Consider the following 16,397-nt stretch of genomic DNA (forward strand, 5'->3'; position numbering starts at 1 on the left):
CAGGATGAACGACACGCAAGCACGGCAATACGCGTTCGACGTGGTGGTCGTCGGCTCGGGCGCGGGTGCGCTGCTCGCCGCGTGCCGCGCGGCCGACCACGGGCTGTCCGTCGTGGTGATCGAGAAGACGGCGCGGTACGGCGGCACGTCGGCGGTATCGGGCGGCGGCATCTGGGTGCCGTGCAATCACCATATCGCCGAACTCGGCGCGACCGACTCGCGCGACGCCGCGCGCCGCTATCTCGACGCGTGTACGGCCGGCGCCTCGACGCCCGACAAGCTCGATGCGTATCTCGACCGCGCGCCGGAGATGCTGCGCTATCTGGAATCGAAGACGCCCGTGCGCTATCAGGCGCTGCCGATGTACGCGGACTATTTCCAGAAGCTGCCGGGCGCGATGCCGGGGTATCGCGCGCTCGATCCGCTGCCATTCGACGGCGGGCTGCTCGGCGACGAGTTCGAGCGGCTGCGGCCGCCGTCGCCCGGCACGCTGATCGGCGGGCGCGTCGCGGTGACGTCGAAGGAAGCGCATACGCTGTTCTCGCGCGGCCCCGGTTTCATGCGGCTCGCGATCGCGCAGTTCGGCCGCTACTGGCTCGATGTCGGCATGCGCCGCCGCACGCGGCGCGACCGGCGCCTGACGCTCGGCAATGCGCTGATCGGCGGGCTGCGTCGCGCACTGCTCGACCGTCACGTGCCCGTGTGGCTCGAGACGCCGATGCGCGACCTGCTCGAGGTGGACGGCCGCGTGACGGGCGTACGCGTGCAGCGCTTCGGACAGCCGGTGACGATCGCCGCGCGGCGCGGCGTGATCCTCGGCGCGGGCGGTTTCGAGCGCAACCAGCCGATGCGCGAACGTTACCTGCCGCAGCCGACCCGGACGCAGTGGAGCGCGACGCCGCCGTCCAACACGGGCGATGCGATTGCGGAAGGTCACCGGCTCGGCGGCGCGCTGGCGCTGATGGAGCACGTGTGGGGTGCGCCGACCGTCGGCGTCGCGGGCGAGGAGAAGCAGCGCGCGCTGTTCGTCGAACGCAACCTGCCGGGCTGCGTGATCGTCAACGGCCTCGGCCGGCGCTTCGTCAACGAGGCCGCGCCGTATTCCGAATTCGTGCCCGCGATGTATCGCGATCATGCGCGCACCGGCGCGAGCGTGCCGGCATGGATGGTGTTCGACGCGCGCTTTCGCCGCAAGTATCCGTGCGGGCCGATCATGCCGGCGTCGATGATGCCCGATTCGAGGGTCCCGGATGCGTTTCGCGACGTGCTCGTGAAGGCCGACACGATCGACGCGCTGGCCGCGCGGATCGGCGTCGACGCGGCGGGGTTGCACGCCACGCTGCGCGACATGGCGCGCTACGCGATCACCGGTGTCGACGAAGCGTTCGGCAAGGGCGACAACGCGTTCGACACGTATTACGGCGACCCGCGGAACCAGCCGAACCCGTGCCTGGGGCCGGTCGACCAGCCGCCGTTCTATGCGGTGCGGATCGACGCCGGCGACATCGGCACGAAGGGCGGGCTCGTCACCGACGCGCACGCCCGCGTGCTGCGCGCCGACGGCGAACCGATCGACGGCCTCTATGCGATCGGCAACACCAGCGCATCGATGATGGGCGCGAGCTACCCCGGCGCGGGCTCGACGCTCGGTCCGGCGATGACCTTCGGGTATCTCGCCGCCGATCACCTGGCCGCCTGTGCGGCCGACGCCGGCGGGCGGTCCGCCCGACCATCCACGACAGAACCTGACGGAGTCCGATCATGAGCGATCTCACCCCCCATCCGCTGCGCACCGACATGCTGCTCGCGATGCGTCGCCTCGCGCGTTCGGTCACGGTCATCAGCAGCGCGCACGACGGCCGGCGCTACTCGATGTCGGCGACGGCGGTCGATTCGCTGTCGACCGATCCGCCGTCGCTGCTGATCTGCATCAACCGCACCGCGTCGCTGTATCCGCCGCTCGATGCGGGCGCGCCATTCTGCGTGAACGTGCTGTCCGCGCGCCACGAAGGCATCGCGATCGACTGCAGCGGCCGCCTGAAGGGCGAAGCGCGCTTCACGACCGGCGACTGGCACACGTCGCCGCACGGCGTGCCGTATCTGCGCGATTCGCAGGCGAGCCTCGTGTGCGAGCAGGACGGCCGCTTCGAATACGGCACGCATACGGTGTTCATCGGGCGCATCCGCGAGGTGCTGATGAGCGGCGACGTCGATCCGCTCGTCTATCTCGACGGCGCCTATACGACACCCGGCGCGCCGGTGGCCCATGCGGCCGCGTGACGCAAGGAACCGGCCATGAGCGATTCACGCTTCCATCGGCTGACCGTGGCCGACGTGATTGCCGAGAGCGACGACGCGTGCTCGTTCGTGTTCGACGTGCCGGCCGCGTTGCGCGACGCGTTCGCGTACCGGCCGGGGCAGTTCCTGACGCTGAACGTGCCGTGCGCGGATGCGACCGTCGCGCGCTGCTATTCGCTGTCCAGCGCACCCGGCATCGATGCGGCGCCGAAGATCACCGTCAAGCGCGTGCGTGACGGTCGCGCATCGAACTGGCTGTGCGATCGCGTGAAGGCGGGCGACGCGCTCGACGTGCTGCCGCCGGCCGGCGTGTTCACGCCGCGCACGCTCGACGCCGATTTGCTGTTGTTCGCGGGCGGCAGCGGCATCACGCCCGTGCTGTCGATCCTGAAATCGGCGCTCGTGCACGGCCGCGGGATGCTGACGCTGATCTATGCGAATCGCGACGAACGCGCGGTGATTTTCCGCGACGAACTGCAGCAGCTCGCGCAGCGCCATCCGGGCCGCCTGCGCGTGATGCACTGGCTCGACAGCGTGCAGGGCATTCCGCAACAGCGCCATCTCGAGGAACTCGCGCGGCCGTTCAGCCAGCAGGAGACGTTCATCTGCGGGCCCGCGCTGTTCATGGAGAACGCGCTGGCCGCGATGCTCGGCCTCGGGCTGCCGCGTGCGCGCGTGCACGTCGAGCGGTTCGCGTCGCTGCCCGATGCGCCGGCGCAGGCAGGCGGCGCGCCGGTGGACGCGGCGCCGGCAACGTCGACGTCCGGTGCAGCTGCCGCGATCGAGACGGTGCTCGACGGCGACGCATTCGCGTTCGACGGCGCGCCCGGCGAAACGCTGCTCGACGCGATGCTGCGCGCGGGCGTCCCGGCGCCGAATTCGTGCCGGATGGGGCAATGCGGCGCGTGCATGTGCCGGATCGAGCGCGGCGCGGTCGCGCTCGACCGCAACCACGTGCTCGACGACGACGAGATCGCGGCCGGCTGGACGCTCGCCTGTTGCGCGCGGCCCGCGAGCGATGCGCTGCGCGTGGTGTTTCCCGACTGAGCCGTGGCGCGCCGGCGGCGCGCGCGGCAACCTGATCTATGACGATGGACAACGAAATCCTGACCACGCCCGCGCTGATCGCGCGGGCAGCCGCGCGCCACGGCGCGCATCCGGCGATCGAGTCGGAGCACGGCCGGCTGACCTACGCGGAACTCGACGCCGCGCGCATCGATGCGGCCCGCGCGCTGCTCGCGAGCGGCATCGATCCCGGCGACCGCATCGCGGTCTGGGCGCCGAACCTGCCGCAATGGATCGTCGCGGCGCTCGCGATCCATACCGTCGGCGCGGTTCTCGTGCCGGTCAATACGCGGATGAAGGGGATGGAGGTCGGCGGCATCCTGCACGACGGCGGTGCGCGGCTGCTGTTCTGCTGCGGCACCTTCCTCGGCGAATCCTATCCGGCGATGCTCGCGCCGCATCGGCCGGCGACGCTCGAGCGCGTCGTCGTGTTCGACGGCGAACCGCCTTCGGGGGCGCACGACGAGACCTGGAACGCGTTTCTCGCGCGCGGCGCGGCGGTGCCGCTTGCCGCGGTGCGCGAACGCGAGGCGCAGGTCACGCCCGACACCGTGATGGACCTGATGTTCACCTCCGGCACGACGGGGCGCCCGAAAGGCGTGATGACCGCGCACGGCCAGAACCTGCGTGCCGCGCAGGCGTGGGCGGCGATCGCCGGCGTGCGCCCGGACGACCGTTACCTAATCGTCAATCCGTTCTTCCATACGTTCGGCTACAAGGCCGGCTGGCTCGCCGCGCTGTCGAGCGGCGCGACCGTGCTGCCGCATCTGGTGTTCCAGCCGGACGACGTGCTGCGGCGCGTCGCCGCGGACCGCGTGTCGGTGCTGCCCGGCCCGCCGACGCTGTACTACGCGCTGCTCGACGCGCCCGATCGCGCGACGCGCGATCTGTCGTCGCTGCGGATCGCGGTGACGGGGGCGGCTGCGATCGCGCCGAGCCTGATCGAGCGGATGCGCGCGGAGCTCGGTTTCGAGACGGTGCTGACCGGCTACGGGCTCACCGAGTCGTGCGGCTTCGCGACGCTGTGCCGCCAGGGCGACGATGCCGAGACGGTCGCCCGTACGTCGGGCCGGCCGATGCCGGACGTCGAGCTGCGCATCGCGGGGCCGGGCGGCGAGCCGCTCGGGCCGGACGAGACCGGCGAGATCTGGGTGCGCGGCTACAACGTGATGCACGGCTACTTCAAGCAGCCGGACGCCACGCGCGAGACCGTCGATGCGGCGGGCTGGCTGCATACGGGCGATCTCGGCTGCGTCGACGCGAACGGCAATCTGAAGATCACCGACCGTATCAAGGACATGTTCATCGTCGGCGGTTTCAACTGCTATCCGGCGGAGATCGAGCGGCTGCTCGCCGCGCATCCGGCGATCGCGCAGGTCGCGCTGGTCGGCGTGCCCGACACGCGGCTCGGCGAAGTCGGGCACGCCTATGTCGTGCTGCGGCCCGGCGCGCACGCCGATGCCGACGAACTGAACGACTGGGCGCGCCGCAACATGGCGAACTACAAGGTGCCGAGGTATTTCACGTTCGTCGCGCAATTGCCGACGAGCGCGGCCGGCAAGGTGCTGAAGTACCGGCTGCGCGCGGCGACCGAGGCGGCGGCCTGAGCGAAGAAGCCACCACCCTGAACGGGATGAACACATGAACGACAACGGATTTCCCGCGGGCGCGGTACTCGTGTTCGGTGGCAGCGGCGGCATCGGGCAGGGCGTCGCGCTCGAGTTCGCGCGCGCCGGTGTGCCGGTCGCGGTCGGTTACCGCAGCAAGGCCGACGTCGCCGAGCGCGTGGCGCGCGATATTCGCGGCGAGGGCGTCGCGGCCACCACGCACTGCGTGGACGTGACCGATCCCGCGCAGGTCGATGCCGCGCTCGCGGCGGCGATCGACGCGCATGGGCGCGTGCATACGGTCGTCTGGGCGGCGGGGCCATTCGTGAACCAGCGCCATATCGGCGACATGACGCACGACGACTGGCGCCGCGCGATCGACGTCGAGACGATCGGCTTCTTCGTCGCCGCGAAAGCCGCCCTGCCGCATTTCCGTGCGTCGGGCGGTGGCTCGTTCGTGACGCTCGGCTCGGCCGGCCATCTGCGCTGGCCCGATCGCGACGGGCTGTCGGTCGCGCCGAAGGCGGCGAACGAGGCGCTGGTCAAGGGGCTGGCGCGCGAGGAAGGGCGTTACGACATTCGCGCGAATTCGATCCTGGTCGGCGTGATCGAGGCCGGGATGTTTCCGGTGCTGCTCGAACAGGGACAGTTCGACCCGGCGTGGATCGACGAGACGCGGAAGATGCTCGCGCTCAAGCGCTGGGGCAAGGCGCACGACGTGGGGCGCGCGGCGGTGTTTCTCGCGTCGGATCGGGCGGGTTACATCACCGGGCAGCAGTTGAACGTCTCGGGCGGGTACGGGTTGTAACCGCGTATCTCCGTTGCGCGTGACGCCGACCAGATGCATGCGCACGCATCGGTATTTGCCCTGCCTCGTCACGCACGAGCGCGCATCAGCGCCGCTTGCGACCGGCACGAGGTCGCACTTTTGCAACGCTTTTTCAACGTATTCCTCCGCGCACGAGTGATCGCAACGGCGATCCGCGTGCGCTGACGGCCGTCCGGCCTCGTTGTGCCTGCATCGCGCGATCGGCGCGAGAGGCCGCCTTTCGCGTGTTTCGGCGCCGCTCGCCGAATACGGATACGTTCCTGAAACATTTCCCCTCGTTTGCGATCCGCGCCACGCCCCGTCCCGATGGGTAGCGCTTCTTCCGCTTCGGTCCGCGCCGCATGGCACGCCCTTTGCGGTTCCCCCGATGTCGCCCGCGCAGACGCATTTCGCCAGAACGATCCGCGCATCGGCGGCATGTAACGACATCGAAACAGACGGGGAATCGGATCGGGTCGCGCGCGCCGTGTGCCACGGCGCCTGCGCAGCGCATGTCGTATCGGTCATGCGCACCGCGCAACGCGTCCCCGATCCGTCAAACAGCAAGCGTGCTTGCAAGGTGTCGTGCCGGGGTTCGCATCGCGCATCGCGACGAAGGTCGCGTGTGCGTCGCGTCGCGCCCGGCACATGTCGGGGGAGACGCCCGTGAAAACGACAGCGAACCAATGGGCAGCGGTCGCGGTGATGTTCGTCGCGAGCGCGCACGCGCAGGAAATCTACCTGCAGGGCGGCACGCAGGGCGTCGGCATCGGCGCGGCCGTGAGCTTCAATTCGATGCTGGGCGCGCACGCGGATTTCAACGCGATCAATCTGACGCATGACTTCACGGTGGCCGGCAACCGCTATCAGGACGACCTGAAGCTGCGCCAGGGCGGCATCTATGCGGACATCTTCCCATGGCGAGGCAGCGGCTTTCGCGCGACGCTCGGGCTGCGCTTCAACGACGACGAGCTTCACGGCGTGTCGGTGCCGACCAACGGAACCTACGTGTTCGGCGGCAAGCGCTATCCGGCGCTGCCGGGGATGTACGCGGTCGCGGAAGCGCGCTATCCGACCGTGATGCCGTATGTCGGGATCGGCTACGGACATCGACCGGCGTCGAAAGGGCTCGGGTTCGTCGCCGACATCGGCGTCGCGTACGGGATACCGAAATGTTCGTACACGCTGTCGCCGGAACTGGCCGCGGCGGCCGGACCGGCGAAGAGCCAGGTACTGGTCGCGAGCGGGCTCGACTCGCTGCGGCAGATGATGTCGCGCTACCGGTGGTATCCGGTCCTGCAGATCGGCATCTCGTACCGCTTCTGAACGCGCCCGGTCACGGCGCGACCGTTTGGCGCTCGCGAGCGGGTTCGGCCGCGCGGCGTGCTGCGCGTGCGTCGTTGCGCTTCGCGATGAACGGATGCTCGACGTAGCGGTAAGTGAGCAGCGAACACAGGACGGCAACCAGCGCGCAGACGAGCGCGAGCGCCCAGATGCCCGAGTCGTCGGTCGAATTGATCGGGAACACGAACTTGTTGAATGCGTGAATGATCATGTACACGATCACCATGTGGATCATGTAGATGCTGAAACTCGCGGTGCCGAGCAGCGCGAGCGGGCGGGTCTTGAGCACGCCGTAGAACGTGTTCCCGCATGCGATGCAGAAGAACACCGGAAGCAGCGGCAGCGCGCCTGCGATCGAATAGCGTTCGGCTGGCGACGGCGACATCGCGAGGATCAGCAGCGCGACGGTCGCCGCCGCCTTCGTGGCGAGCCGCGCGCGGATCGCGGGGTGCCGCGACACCTCGTAGGCCACGGCGCCGAACGCGAACAGCAGCGCCATCCCGCCGGGCGGCCCGAACAGCGCGGCGCAGGCGAGGACGATCGCGAGCGCGAGCAGCTTGCGCCATGCACGCGTGGCGACGAACCATGCGAGAAACGGAACGGCGACGTAGAACCGCCATTCGTACGCGAGGGTCCACCAGACGCCGCTCAGATAGGGCGTGCGCGCCGCTCCGTTGATCGGGAACGCGCCGAACCAGCCGAGCGAAACGGTCTTGAGCAGATCGGCCAGCAACTGCACCGGTGCGCCGACGGCGTTGCGGGGAAACCAGTAAAGCGTGCAGATGACGATGACGGCCGCATAAAACAGATAGAGCGGCGCGAGGCGTCGCACGCGCCCGACGAAGAAGGTCCGCACGTCGAGCGTGCCTCTGCATGCGCGCTCCCAGAACAGCAGCCCGGTGACCATGAAGAACATCGCGACGGGAATCGTCCCGAGATTGCGCAGGAAATCGGTGCCGGCGCCCCAGACGCCGGTCGACAGCAATGCCTGGTTGCACGCGAAGTGATGGAACACCACGGAGGTGGCCAGGATGCCGCGGAAGCCGTCGAGATTGCGGTAGCGCATCGACAGCGATTTGTCGACGGCCGCCCGGTAGAACGGCACGTGCCGGGCGACGCGCCACGCGATGATCGCCACGGCCGCCAGGCATGCCGGGAAGTAGAGTTTGTCGGGTGTCGGGGAGAACAGGGTTTGCAGGGCAGGCGTAACAAGGTCCACTGAAGAGCGTCTCGTGTCTTGGATCGGGATTTCAGGCACGGAGGGTCCGCGTCGATGCAAGGTCTTCTGCGCGCTTCGCACGGCGTTCGATCGCCGGTCTTGTCGTTCGATGGTATCAAACGATGTGCGACGGTCGCGGCTCGTTGTGCAACATGATGTTTCAGCGCGAACCGGTGCGACGCGCGTATCGGTCGCCGATGTCGCCAACGGCGGGTCGCGCCGCAAATTCCGTTCCTTGCCGCCGGACCTTCATCGTGGTCGACGCCACCCGACTGGCCATTTGGCCGGCTTCCGGATCGTCGCGCTCCGGCTTACCTTGAGCGACAGCAGTTCGATGCGTCGGGCCAGCGGCGGAAGGGGGACGAATTCCTGTCGTCCGCTGCCACGGGCTCACGCCGACTCCAGGGTCCGTCCGGTCAGGAAGGTGATAGCAATGCTTGCAATTTACCTTCATGACGCTATCATTGATAGCAAATCTGGATGGAGGTAATCATGGCAAATCTTCTGGTGCGTAACGTGGATGACACTCTCGTTCAAAGCCTGCGCGAGCAGGCTGCGGCCAACGGCAGGAGCGCCGAGGCCGAACATCGAGCCATTCTGGCCGAAGCGCTCGGCCGGCCGAAGCGGCGCACATTCGCGCAAGTGCTGATGAGCATGCCGGAGGTGGGCGAAGACGCGGATTTCCAACGTGTTCAGGATTCAGGCGAGGTCAGGCGTGTTTTTGATTGATTCGAACGTCATCAGCGAAATCAGGAAGGGCAAGCGAACCAACCGCGGCGTGCGGGCGTTCTTCAGGCAGGCCGAAGCCGACGCGAGCCCGCTTTACCTGTCCGTCGTGACGGTGGCCGAGCTGCGGCGCGGTGTCGACCTGATCCGTCATCGCGGCGATCACAGCCAGGCGTCGGCGCTCGAGGCTTGGCTCACGATGATCCTGTCCGGCTATGCGCCGAACATCCTGCCGGTCGATGTCGAAACCGGCCAGATGTGGGGGCATTTGCGCGTGCCCGATCCGACGCACGAACTCGACAAGCTGATCGCGGCCACCGCATTGATCAACGATTTGACGGTCGTCACGCGCAACGTCGACGATTTCGCTCGCACCGGCGTCCGGTTGCTGAATCCGTTCGAGTAACGTCGCGGCAGGCGGCCTGCCGGTCGCGCGAAGCCGGGGCGGGCGGTGACCGCCCGGCAGGCGAGCGCACCGCCCTGGCTGCCGTGACCGGCCGCCACCTTTCACCCGCCGAGCACCGAATCCTCCTGCGGCGCGCTTCCGCGCCGCCATCCCCGGCTTTTACCGCCCGTCCTCTCGTCCCAACAGACGATGTAACGCCACCCCCGACCGGCCAGAATCCTTTCACGAACAACGGATTCTGAACCAGGAGGAGGCCGACATGATCGATGTCCGTGCGCTGGGCTACGTCGTCGTCGAGGCGACGCGCGTCGATGCGTGGCGCCGCTACGCGGAAGACGTGCTGGGCATGCAGGCGCTCGACGCGCCCGACGGCGCGCTTTATCTGAAGATGGACGAGCGCGATTTCCGCTACGTGATCGTTCCCGGCGCGGCCGACCGCTATTTCGCATCGGGCTGGGAATTGTCCGACGGCGCCGCGTTCGACGCCGCGCTCGCGGCGCTGCAGCGCGCCGGCGTCGAGCCGGTGCGCGCCAGCCGCGACGAAGCCGCGTTGCGCCGCGTGCAGGCGATGGCGTGGTGCACCGATCCGTCCGGCAACCGCCACGAGCTGTACTGGGGCGCACGCTGCGACTTTCGCCGCTTCGTGTCGCCGCTGGGCGTCGCGCGTTTCGTCACCGGCGACATGGGGCTCGGCCACGCGGTGCTGCCCGCGCCGCAGTTCGACGCGACCGATGCGTTCGTGCGCGGCGTGCTCGGCTTCGAGCTGTCCGACATCTACCGCGTGAAGTTCACGCCGGACCCGGCCGAACCGGAAAAGCGCATCCATTTCATGCACTGCCGCAACGCGCGCCATCACAGCCTCGCGCTGTTCGAGATGGCCGTGCCGTCCGGCTGCGTGCACGTGATGGCCGAAGTCGATTCGATGGACGAAGTGGGCCGCGCGCTGGACCGCGTCGCCGCGCACGACGTGAAGATGTCCGCGACGCTCGGCCGGCACTGCAACGACCAGATGATCTCTTTCTACATGAAGACCCCCGGCGGCTTCGATCTCGAATACGGCTTCGGCGGCCTCACGGTCGACTGGTCGAAGCACGCGGTGTTCGAGGCCACGAAGGTGAGCCAGTGGGGCCACGATTTCAGCATCGGATACCGGTAAGCCAGCACGATGACGATGAAACCTCTCGACAAGACGATGTCCGCGCGCGACGTGGTCGCGCAACTCGCCGACGGCATGACGATCGGCATCGGCGGCTGGGGGCCGCGGCGCAAGCCGATGGCGCTGGTGCGCGAAATCGCGCGCTCGAACCTGAAGGACCTGACGATCGTCGCGTACGGCGGCGCCGACGTGGGCCTGCTGTGCGCGGCGGGCAAGGTGCGCAAGGTGGTGTTCGGCTTCGTGTCGCTCGACGTGATCCCGCTCGAGCCGCATTTCCGCCGCGCCCGCGAGCAGGGCCGCGTCGACGTGCTCGAACTCGACGAAGGGATGCTGCAGCTCGGCCTGCGCGCGGCCGCCGCACGCCTGCCGTTCCTGCCGACGCGCGCCGGGCTCGGCACCGCGCTGCTCGATCACGCGCCGCAACTGCGCACGGTGCAGTCGCCGTACGACGACGGCGAGACGCTGCTCGCGATGCCGGCGATCGAACTCGACGTCGCGCTGCTGCACGTGAACGCGGCCGACCGGATGGGCAATACGCGCATCGACGGCCCCGATCCGTTCTTCGATGCGTGGATGGCGCGCGCCGCGCGGCGCTGCTACGTATCGGCGGAAACGGTCGATGCGTCGCTCGCGAGCGACGACCTCGACGCCGCGCGCCGCAATCCGTTCGAGCGCTCGCTCGTCACGGGCGTCGTGCACGCACCGGGTGGTGCGCATCCGACGTCGTGCGGGCCGGCCTACGGCTGGGACCTGCCGCACCTGCGCGCGTACTGCACCAGCGCGGAAGACGACGCCAGGACGGCGGCGTACCTGCGCGACGTGGTCGGCCAGGACGAACGTCAGTACCTCGAAGGCGTCGGCGGGCTGTCGCACGTGACGACGCTGCCGTTGCCGATTCTGTAAAGGAGCGCCTGTGAGCGAATCTCTCGACCATTCCCTCGCGGAACTGATGATCGTCGCGTCCGCGCGACTGTGGCGCGACGACGGCGAAGTGCTGGCGACCGGCATCGGCACGGGCCCGCGGCTCGCGGCCGGCCTCGCGCGGCTCGCGTACAACAACGGGTTGATGCTGACCGACGGCGAAGCGTATCTCGTCGAGGAGCCGGTGCCGCTCGGCCCGCGCCCCGACGGCTATCGCGTGAAGGCGAGCGGCTGGATGACCTACGAGCGCGTGTTCGACTGCCTGTGGCACGGGCGCCGCCATGCGCTGGTGATGCCGACGCAGATCGATCGCTTCGGCCAGGCCAACATTTCGTGGCTCGGCGACGACTACGCGCACCCGAAAACCCAGTTGCTCGGCGCACGCGGCTTCCCCGGCAACACGACGAACCACGCGAACTCGTTCTTCGTCAGCGGCCACGGCAAGCGCACGTTCGTCGAACGCGAAGTCGACATGGTGTGCACGGTCGGCTACAACCCGGCGCGCCGGCTGCCCGGGATGAAGACCTTCGTCGACCTGCGCAGCATCGTCACCGACCTGTGCGTGATGGATTTCGGCGGGCCCGACCACGCGATCCGCGTGCGCTCGCTGCACCCGGGCGTGAGCTTCGACGAGGTGCAGGACGCGACCGGTTTCCCGCTGCTTGCCTCGCCGGACATCGGCACGACGGCAGCGCCGAACGCGGAAGACCTGCGCATCGTGCGCGCGCTCGATCCGCACAACCTGCGCGCGACGATCGTGCGCAACAATCCGGCGCCGCGCCGGGGATGAGGGCCGACATGGAAGCGACCCGGATGACGTTCGGCGACGGTGTCGTCGACTACGCGCTCGAGGACGGCATCGCGACGATCACGATGAACCGCCCCGACTACCACAACGCGCAGAACTCGAAGATGACGTATGCGCTCGACGCGGCGTTCCGGCGCGCGGCGCACGACGACGCGGTGAAGGCGATCGTGCTCGCGGGCGCCGGCAAGCATTTCTCGGCGGGTCACGACATCGGCACGCCGGGCCGCGACATCCACGAGTCGTTCGAGCGCGCGTCGCTGTGGTACGACCACGTCGACAAGGCAGGCGGCGAATTCCTCTATGCGCGCGAGCAGGAGGTGTATCTCGGCATGTGCCGGCGCTGGCGCGACCTGCCGAAGCCGACGATCGCGATGGTGCAGGGCGCGTGCATCGCCGGCGGGCTGATGCTCGCGTGGGTGTGCGACCTGATCGTCGCGTCGGAGGATGCGTTCTTTGCCGATCCGGTCGTGCGGATGGGGATTCCGGGCGTCGAGTATTTCGCCCACGCGTACGAGCTGAATCCGCGCATCGCGAAGGAATTCCTGTTTCTCGGCGAGCGGATGCCGGCCGAGCGCGCGTACCAGATGGGGATGGTCAACCGCGTGGTGCCGCGCGAGCGGCTGCGCGACGCGACCTACGCGATCGCCGCGAAGATCGCGACGATGCCGCGCCTCGGGCTCACGCTGACCAAGCAGGCGCTGAATCACGTCGAGGAACTGCAAGGCAAGCGCGCGGCGATGGACGCGGCGTTCGCGTGGCATCACTTCGCGCATGCGCACAACGAGCTCGTGAGCGGCGACCGCCTCGGCGGTTACGACGCCCGCAGCATGGCCAGCTCGCAACGCCAGCCGAACGGCGCGGACCGCGCGGACGCGCCGGCACCGGTCGCCGTCAACGGAGCCGCCGCATGAGCACGACGCTTCACGGCCCGCTGCATACGCCGCTGTGCGACCTGCTCGGCTGCCGCTACCCGATCGTGCAGACCGCGATGGGCTGGGTGGCCGACGCGCGGCTCGTCGCCGCCACGAGCAACGCCGGCGGATTCGGCTTCCTGGCCGGAGCGACGCTCGAACCGGAGCAGGTCGAGGCCGAGATCCTGAAGGTGAAGTCGCTGACGGATCGGCCGTTCGGCATCAACTTCCACATGTTCCAGAAGAACGCCGCGCAGGTGGTCGATCTCGCGATCGAGCACCGGCTGCGCGCGGTCAGCTACGGGCGCGGCCCCGATGCGAAGACGATCCGCCGTTTCAAGGATGCCGGCATCGTCTGCATGCCGACCGTCGGCGCGCCGAAGCATGCGGCGAAGGCCGTCGAACTCGGCGCGGACATCGTGACGGTGCAGGGCGCGGAAGGCGGCGGCCACACGGGCGCGGTGCCGACCACGCTGCTGCTGCCGAAGGTGCTCGACGCGGTGCGCGTGCCGGTCGTCGCGGCCGGTGGCTTCTTCGACGGGCGCGGACTGGCGGCCGCGCTCGCGTACGGCGCGGCCGGCATCGCGATGGGGACGCGCTTCCTGATGAGCGCGGAATCGCCGGTGCCGCGCGCGACGCTCGAGCGCTACGTGGCGGTCGGCGACCCGGCGCGCATCCGCGTGTCGGACGCGCTCGACGGGCTGCCGCAACGAATGATCGACAACCCGTACCTGCTGAAGCTCGAACGCTTCGGCCCGCTGCGCCGCACGTGGTTCGCGCTGAAGACGGCCGACGCGTGGCGGCGCCAGAACGGGCTGAGCACGGCCGACATGCTCGGCCTCGCGATCAAGGCGCTGCGCTCGCACGACTACACGGCCAGCCAGACGCTGATGGCCGCGAACGCGCCGTTCCTGATCCAGCGCGCGATCGTCGAAGGCCGCCCCGACGAAGGCGTGCTGCCGAGCGGCCAGGCGGCCGCGATGATCGGCGCGATCGAATCGTGCGATGCACTGATCGCGCGAATCGTCGCGGAAGCCGGCGAGCGGCTCGACGCACTGGCCGCGCTGCGCGGCGCGGCAGCGGCGCAGGCCGCATGACGAACATCACAGGGAGGCAATGGAGATGGCAGCAACCAATCAACCGGCCGGCGCGATGCCGTTCCGGATCGATCGCGCGGACGGCATCGCCGAGCTGGTGATCGCCCATCCGCCGGTGAACGCGCTCGACGCGCACGGCTGGCAGGCGCTGTCCCGCGCGCTCGACGCGCTCGGCGAGGACGACGACGTGCGCGTGATCGTTGTGCGCGGCGAAGGCCGCGGCTTTTGCGCGGGCGTCGACATCAAGGAGCTGGCCGCGCATCCGGAGCGGATCGTGGCGGTCAACGCGGGCAACTACGAGACGTTCCGCGCGGTGCACCGCAATCCGAAGCCGGTGATCGCGGCGGTGCACGGCTTCGTGCTCGGCGGCGGGATCGGCATCTGCGGCGCGGCGGACATCGTCGTCGCGGCCGACTGCGCGCGTTTCGGCGTGCCCGAGATCGACCGCGGCGCGATGGGCGGCGGCGCGCACCTGCAGCGGCTGTTCGGCGTGCAGAAGGTGCGCGCGATGTACTTCACCGGCGACATGATCGACGCGGCCGAAGCGTACCGGCTCGGCGCGCTCGAGCAGGTGGTGACGCGCGACGCGCTGCGCGACGCGGCGCTCGCGATCGCCCGCAAGATCGCCGCGAAGAGCCCGGCGATGGTGCGGCTCGCGAAGGAGGCGCTGAACGGCGTCGAGGACGGCGATCTCGAAGACAAGTACCGCTGGGAGCAGGGCTTCACGCTGCAGGCATACATGACGAACGATTCGACGGAAGCGCGCGCCGCGTTCGTCGAGAAGCGCGACGCGCATTTCGACGCACGCGCCAGCGCCGCGGAGGCACGCGCATGAACCTGACCTATACGCCGCAACAGCAGGCGTTTCGCGCGGAAATCCGCGCATGGCTCGCCGCGCACGTGCCGCGCGAGCGGCTGCCGAGCTTCGACACCGAGGCAGGCTTCGCCGCGCACCGCCAATGGGAGCGCACGCTGCACTCGGGCCGCTGGAGCATGGTCACGTGGCCGCGCGAGCTGGGCGGGCGTGGCTGCGACCTGATCGAATGGCTGATCTTCGAGGAAGAGTACTGGCGCGCGGATGCGCCGATGCGCGTGAACCAGAACGGCATCTTCCTGCTCGGGCCGACGTTGATGGATTTCGGCACGGATGCGCAGAAGGCGCGCTTCCTGCCCGCGATGGCGGCCGGCGAGCACGTGTGGGCGCAGGGCTGGTCGGAGCCGAACGCGGGCTCGGACATGGCCGCGATCCGCACGACCGCCACCCGGATCGGCGACGAATACGTGCTGAACGGCCAGAAGATCTGGTCGACCCGCGCGGTGTGGGCCGACTGGCTGTTCGGGCTGTTCCGCAGCGATCCCGAATCGACGCGTCACCACGGCTTGACGTTCCTGATGGTGCCGCTGTCCGCGCCCGGCATCACGGTGCGGCCGATCCGCCAGCTGAACGGGCAGACCGGTTTCGCGGAGATTTTCTTCGACGACGTGCGCGTGCCGGTCGAGAACCGGCTCGCGGCCGAAGGCGCCGGCTGGCAGGTCGCGATGGCGACGGCCGGTTTCGAGCGCGGGCTGATGCTGCGTTCGCCCGCGCGCTTCCAGCGCACCGCGCAGGCGTTGCGCGACCTGTATCTCGCGCACCGCGACAGCGCGGACCGCGATCCGACGCTGCGCGAACGCGTGGTGCAGGCCTGGATGGACGCGCAGGCGTATGCGCTGTCGACCTATGCGACCGCGAGCCGGCTGCTGAAGGGCGGCCACATCGGCGCGGAGTCGAGCACCAACAAGGTGTTCTGGTCGGAGCTCGACCTGCGCATGCATCAGACCGCGCTCGACATCCTCGGCGCGCACGGCGAGGTCGTCCCGCAGACGGCCGCGCAGCACGCGACGCTCGGCCACTGGCTCGACGGTTTCCTGTTCGCGCAGGCCGGCACGATCTACGCGGGCACCAACGAGATCCAGCGCAACATCGTCGCCGAACGGATGCTCGGCATGCCGCGCGCGTAAGCGCGCCGGCGACACTCACTGAACGGACAT

16 protein-coding genes are annotated in these 16,397 nt (G+C 69.1%); 15 read left to right on the forward strand and 1 reads right to left on the reverse strand.

Annotated features, from left to right (window positions below):
• Positions 1-4: 4 nt before the first annotated feature.
• The 6 genes from DFS13_RS02005 to DFS13_RS02035 all read left to right on the forward strand — a co-directional run bounded on the left by DFS13_RS02005 (position 5) and on the right by DFS13_RS02035 (position 7,104).
• Positions 5-1,765: an FAD-dependent oxidoreductase gene (locus DFS13_RS02005; RefSeq protein ID WP_058903180.1), complete on the forward strand. Its 1,761-nt coding sequence runs from the start codon at positions 5-7 to the stop codon at positions 1,763-1,765.
• Complete coding sequence (locus tag DFS13_RS02010) at positions 1,762-2,280, forward strand: flavin reductase family protein (RefSeq protein WP_006483126.1); 519 nt, start codon at positions 1,762-1,764, stop codon at positions 2,278-2,280. The genes DFS13_RS02005 and DFS13_RS02010 overlap by 4 nt, the downstream gene beginning before the upstream one ends.
• A gap of 15 nt (positions 2,281-2,295) precedes the next feature.
• Positions 2,296-3,345 carry a ferredoxin--NADP reductase gene (locus DFS13_RS02015; protein ID WP_060211157.1) on the forward strand — a complete coding sequence of 350 codons (1,050 nt, stop codon included), beginning with the start codon at positions 2,296-2,298 and terminating at the stop codon, positions 3,343-3,345.
• Positions 3,346-3,383: 38 nt separating this feature from the next.
• On the forward strand, positions 3,384-4,970 hold the full coding sequence (locus DFS13_RS02020) for a FadD3 family acyl-CoA ligase (RefSeq protein ID WP_006494764.1): 1,587 nt from the start codon (positions 3,384-3,386) through the stop codon (positions 4,968-4,970).
• A 34-nt stretch (positions 4,971-5,004) separates the two neighbouring features.
• Positions 5,005-5,778, forward strand: coding sequence for an SDR family NAD(P)-dependent oxidoreductase (locus DFS13_RS02025; RefSeq protein ID WP_006481545.1), 774 nt, complete (start codon positions 5,005-5,007; stop codon positions 5,776-5,778).
• Between the two features lie 648 nt (positions 5,779-6,426).
• Positions 6,427-7,104, forward strand: a complete 678-nt coding sequence (locus DFS13_RS02035) for a hypothetical protein (protein ID WP_077176171.1) — start codon at positions 6,427-6,429, stop codon at positions 7,102-7,104.
• A gap of 10 nt (positions 7,105-7,114) precedes the next feature.
• Here the strand turns inward: DFS13_RS02035 and DFS13_RS02040 are convergent, their stop codons facing one another.
• The gene (locus DFS13_RS02040; protein ID WP_034202283.1) at positions 7,115-8,341 is read right to left on the reverse strand and encodes an acyltransferase; all 1,227 of its coding nucleotides are present in this window, start codon (positions 8,339-8,341) and stop codon (positions 7,115-7,117) included.
• 492 nt (positions 8,342-8,833) lie between these two features.
• On the opposite strand from DFS13_RS02040, the gene DFS13_RS02045 reads away from it, so the two are divergent.
• The 9 genes from DFS13_RS02045 to DFS13_RS02085 all read left to right on the forward strand — a co-directional run bounded on the left by DFS13_RS02045 (position 8,834) and on the right by DFS13_RS02085 (position 16,367).
• Positions 8,834-9,070, forward strand: coding sequence for a DNA-binding protein (locus DFS13_RS02045; RefSeq protein WP_006481537.1), 237 nt, complete (start codon positions 8,834-8,836; stop codon positions 9,068-9,070).
• Complete coding sequence (locus DFS13_RS02050; protein ID WP_171984140.1) at positions 9,057-9,473, forward strand: type II toxin-antitoxin system VapC family toxin; 417 nt, start codon at positions 9,057-9,059, stop codon at positions 9,471-9,473. Before DFS13_RS02045 ends, DFS13_RS02050 begins: the two co-directional genes overlap by 14 nt.
• Before the next feature lie 259 nt (positions 9,474-9,732).
• Positions 9,733-10,629, forward strand: coding sequence for a VOC family protein (locus DFS13_RS02055; RefSeq protein WP_006481531.1), 897 nt, complete (start codon positions 9,733-9,735; stop codon positions 10,627-10,629).
• Between the two features lie 9 nt (positions 10,630-10,638).
• On the forward strand, positions 10,639-11,532 hold the full coding sequence (locus DFS13_RS02060) for a CoA transferase subunit A (protein ID WP_043204678.1): 894 nt from the start codon (positions 10,639-10,641) through the stop codon (positions 11,530-11,532).
• Positions 11,533-11,542: 10 nt separating this feature from the next.
• Positions 11,543-12,340, forward strand: coding sequence for a CoA-transferase subunit beta (locus DFS13_RS02065; RefSeq protein WP_006481539.1), 798 nt, complete (start codon positions 11,543-11,545; stop codon positions 12,338-12,340).
• 8 nt (positions 12,341-12,348) lie between these two features.
• A complete protein-coding gene (locus DFS13_RS02070; RefSeq protein WP_006481536.1) occupies positions 12,349-13,269 on the forward strand; it encodes an enoyl-CoA hydratase in 921 nt (306 codons plus the stop codon).
• Entirely contained in the window at positions 13,266-14,366 is a 1,101-nt protein-coding gene (locus DFS13_RS02075) for a nitronate monooxygenase family protein (protein ID WP_034202287.1), read from the forward strand. The genes DFS13_RS02070 and DFS13_RS02075 overlap by 4 nt, the downstream gene beginning before the upstream one ends.
• 19 nt (positions 14,367-14,385) lie before the next feature.
• Positions 14,386-15,201, forward strand: a complete 816-nt coding sequence (locus tag DFS13_RS02080; RefSeq protein ID WP_034202288.1) for an enoyl-CoA hydratase family protein — start codon at positions 14,386-14,388, stop codon at positions 15,199-15,201.
• Positions 15,198-16,367 (forward strand): acyl-CoA dehydrogenase family protein, encoded by a 1,170-nt coding sequence (locus tag DFS13_RS02085; protein WP_006481533.1) that lies wholly within the window; start codon positions 15,198-15,200, stop codon positions 16,365-16,367. Before DFS13_RS02080 ends, DFS13_RS02085 begins: the two co-directional genes overlap by 4 nt.
• The last annotated feature ends 30 nt before the right edge of the window (positions 16,368-16,397 follow it).

It is taken from the genome of Burkholderia sp. 28_3 (assembly GCF_003253915.1).
Lineage (GTDB): Bacteria > Pseudomonadota > Gammaproteobacteria > Burkholderiales > Burkholderiaceae > Burkholderia > Burkholderia cenocepacia.

Coding starts and splice junctions, on each gene's coding strand:
- DFS13_RS02005 (WP_058903180.1), top strand. CDS start 5: ATGAACGACACGCAAGCACGGCAATACGCGTTCGACGTGGTGGTCGTC.
- DFS13_RS02010 (WP_006483126.1), top strand. CDS start 1,762: ATGAGCGATCTCACCCCCCATCCGCTGCGCACCGACATGCTGCTCGCG.
- DFS13_RS02015 (WP_060211157.1), top strand. CDS start 2,296: ATGAGCGATTCACGCTTCCATCGGCTGACCGTGGCCGACGTGATTGCC.
- DFS13_RS02020 (WP_006494764.1), top strand. CDS start 3,384: ATGACGATGGACAACGAAATCCTGACCACGCCCGCGCTGATCGCGCGG.
- DFS13_RS02025 (WP_006481545.1), top strand. CDS start 5,005: ATGAACGACAACGGATTTCCCGCGGGCGCGGTACTCGTGTTCGGTGGC.
- DFS13_RS02035 (WP_077176171.1), top strand. CDS start 6,427: ATGTCGGGGGAGACGCCCGTGAAAACGACAGCGAACCAATGGGCAGCG.
- DFS13_RS02045 (WP_006481537.1), top strand. CDS start 8,834: ATGGCAAATCTTCTGGTGCGTAACGTGGATGACACTCTCGTTCAAAGC.
- DFS13_RS02055 (WP_006481531.1), top strand. CDS start 9,733: ATGATCGATGTCCGTGCGCTGGGCTACGTCGTCGTCGAGGCGACGCGC.
- DFS13_RS02060 (WP_043204678.1), top strand. CDS start 10,639: ATGACGATGAAACCTCTCGACAAGACGATGTCCGCGCGCGACGTGGTC.
- DFS13_RS02070 (WP_006481536.1), top strand. CDS start 12,349: ATGGAAGCGACCCGGATGACGTTCGGCGACGGTGTCGTCGACTACGCG.
- DFS13_RS02075 (WP_034202287.1), top strand. CDS start 13,266: ATGAGCACGACGCTTCACGGCCCGCTGCATACGCCGCTGTGCGACCTG.
- DFS13_RS02080 (WP_034202288.1), top strand. CDS start 14,386: ATGGAGATGGCAGCAACCAATCAACCGGCCGGCGCGATGCCGTTCCGG.
- DFS13_RS02085 (WP_006481533.1), top strand. CDS start 15,198: ATGAACCTGACCTATACGCCGCAACAGCAGGCGTTTCGCGCGGAAATC.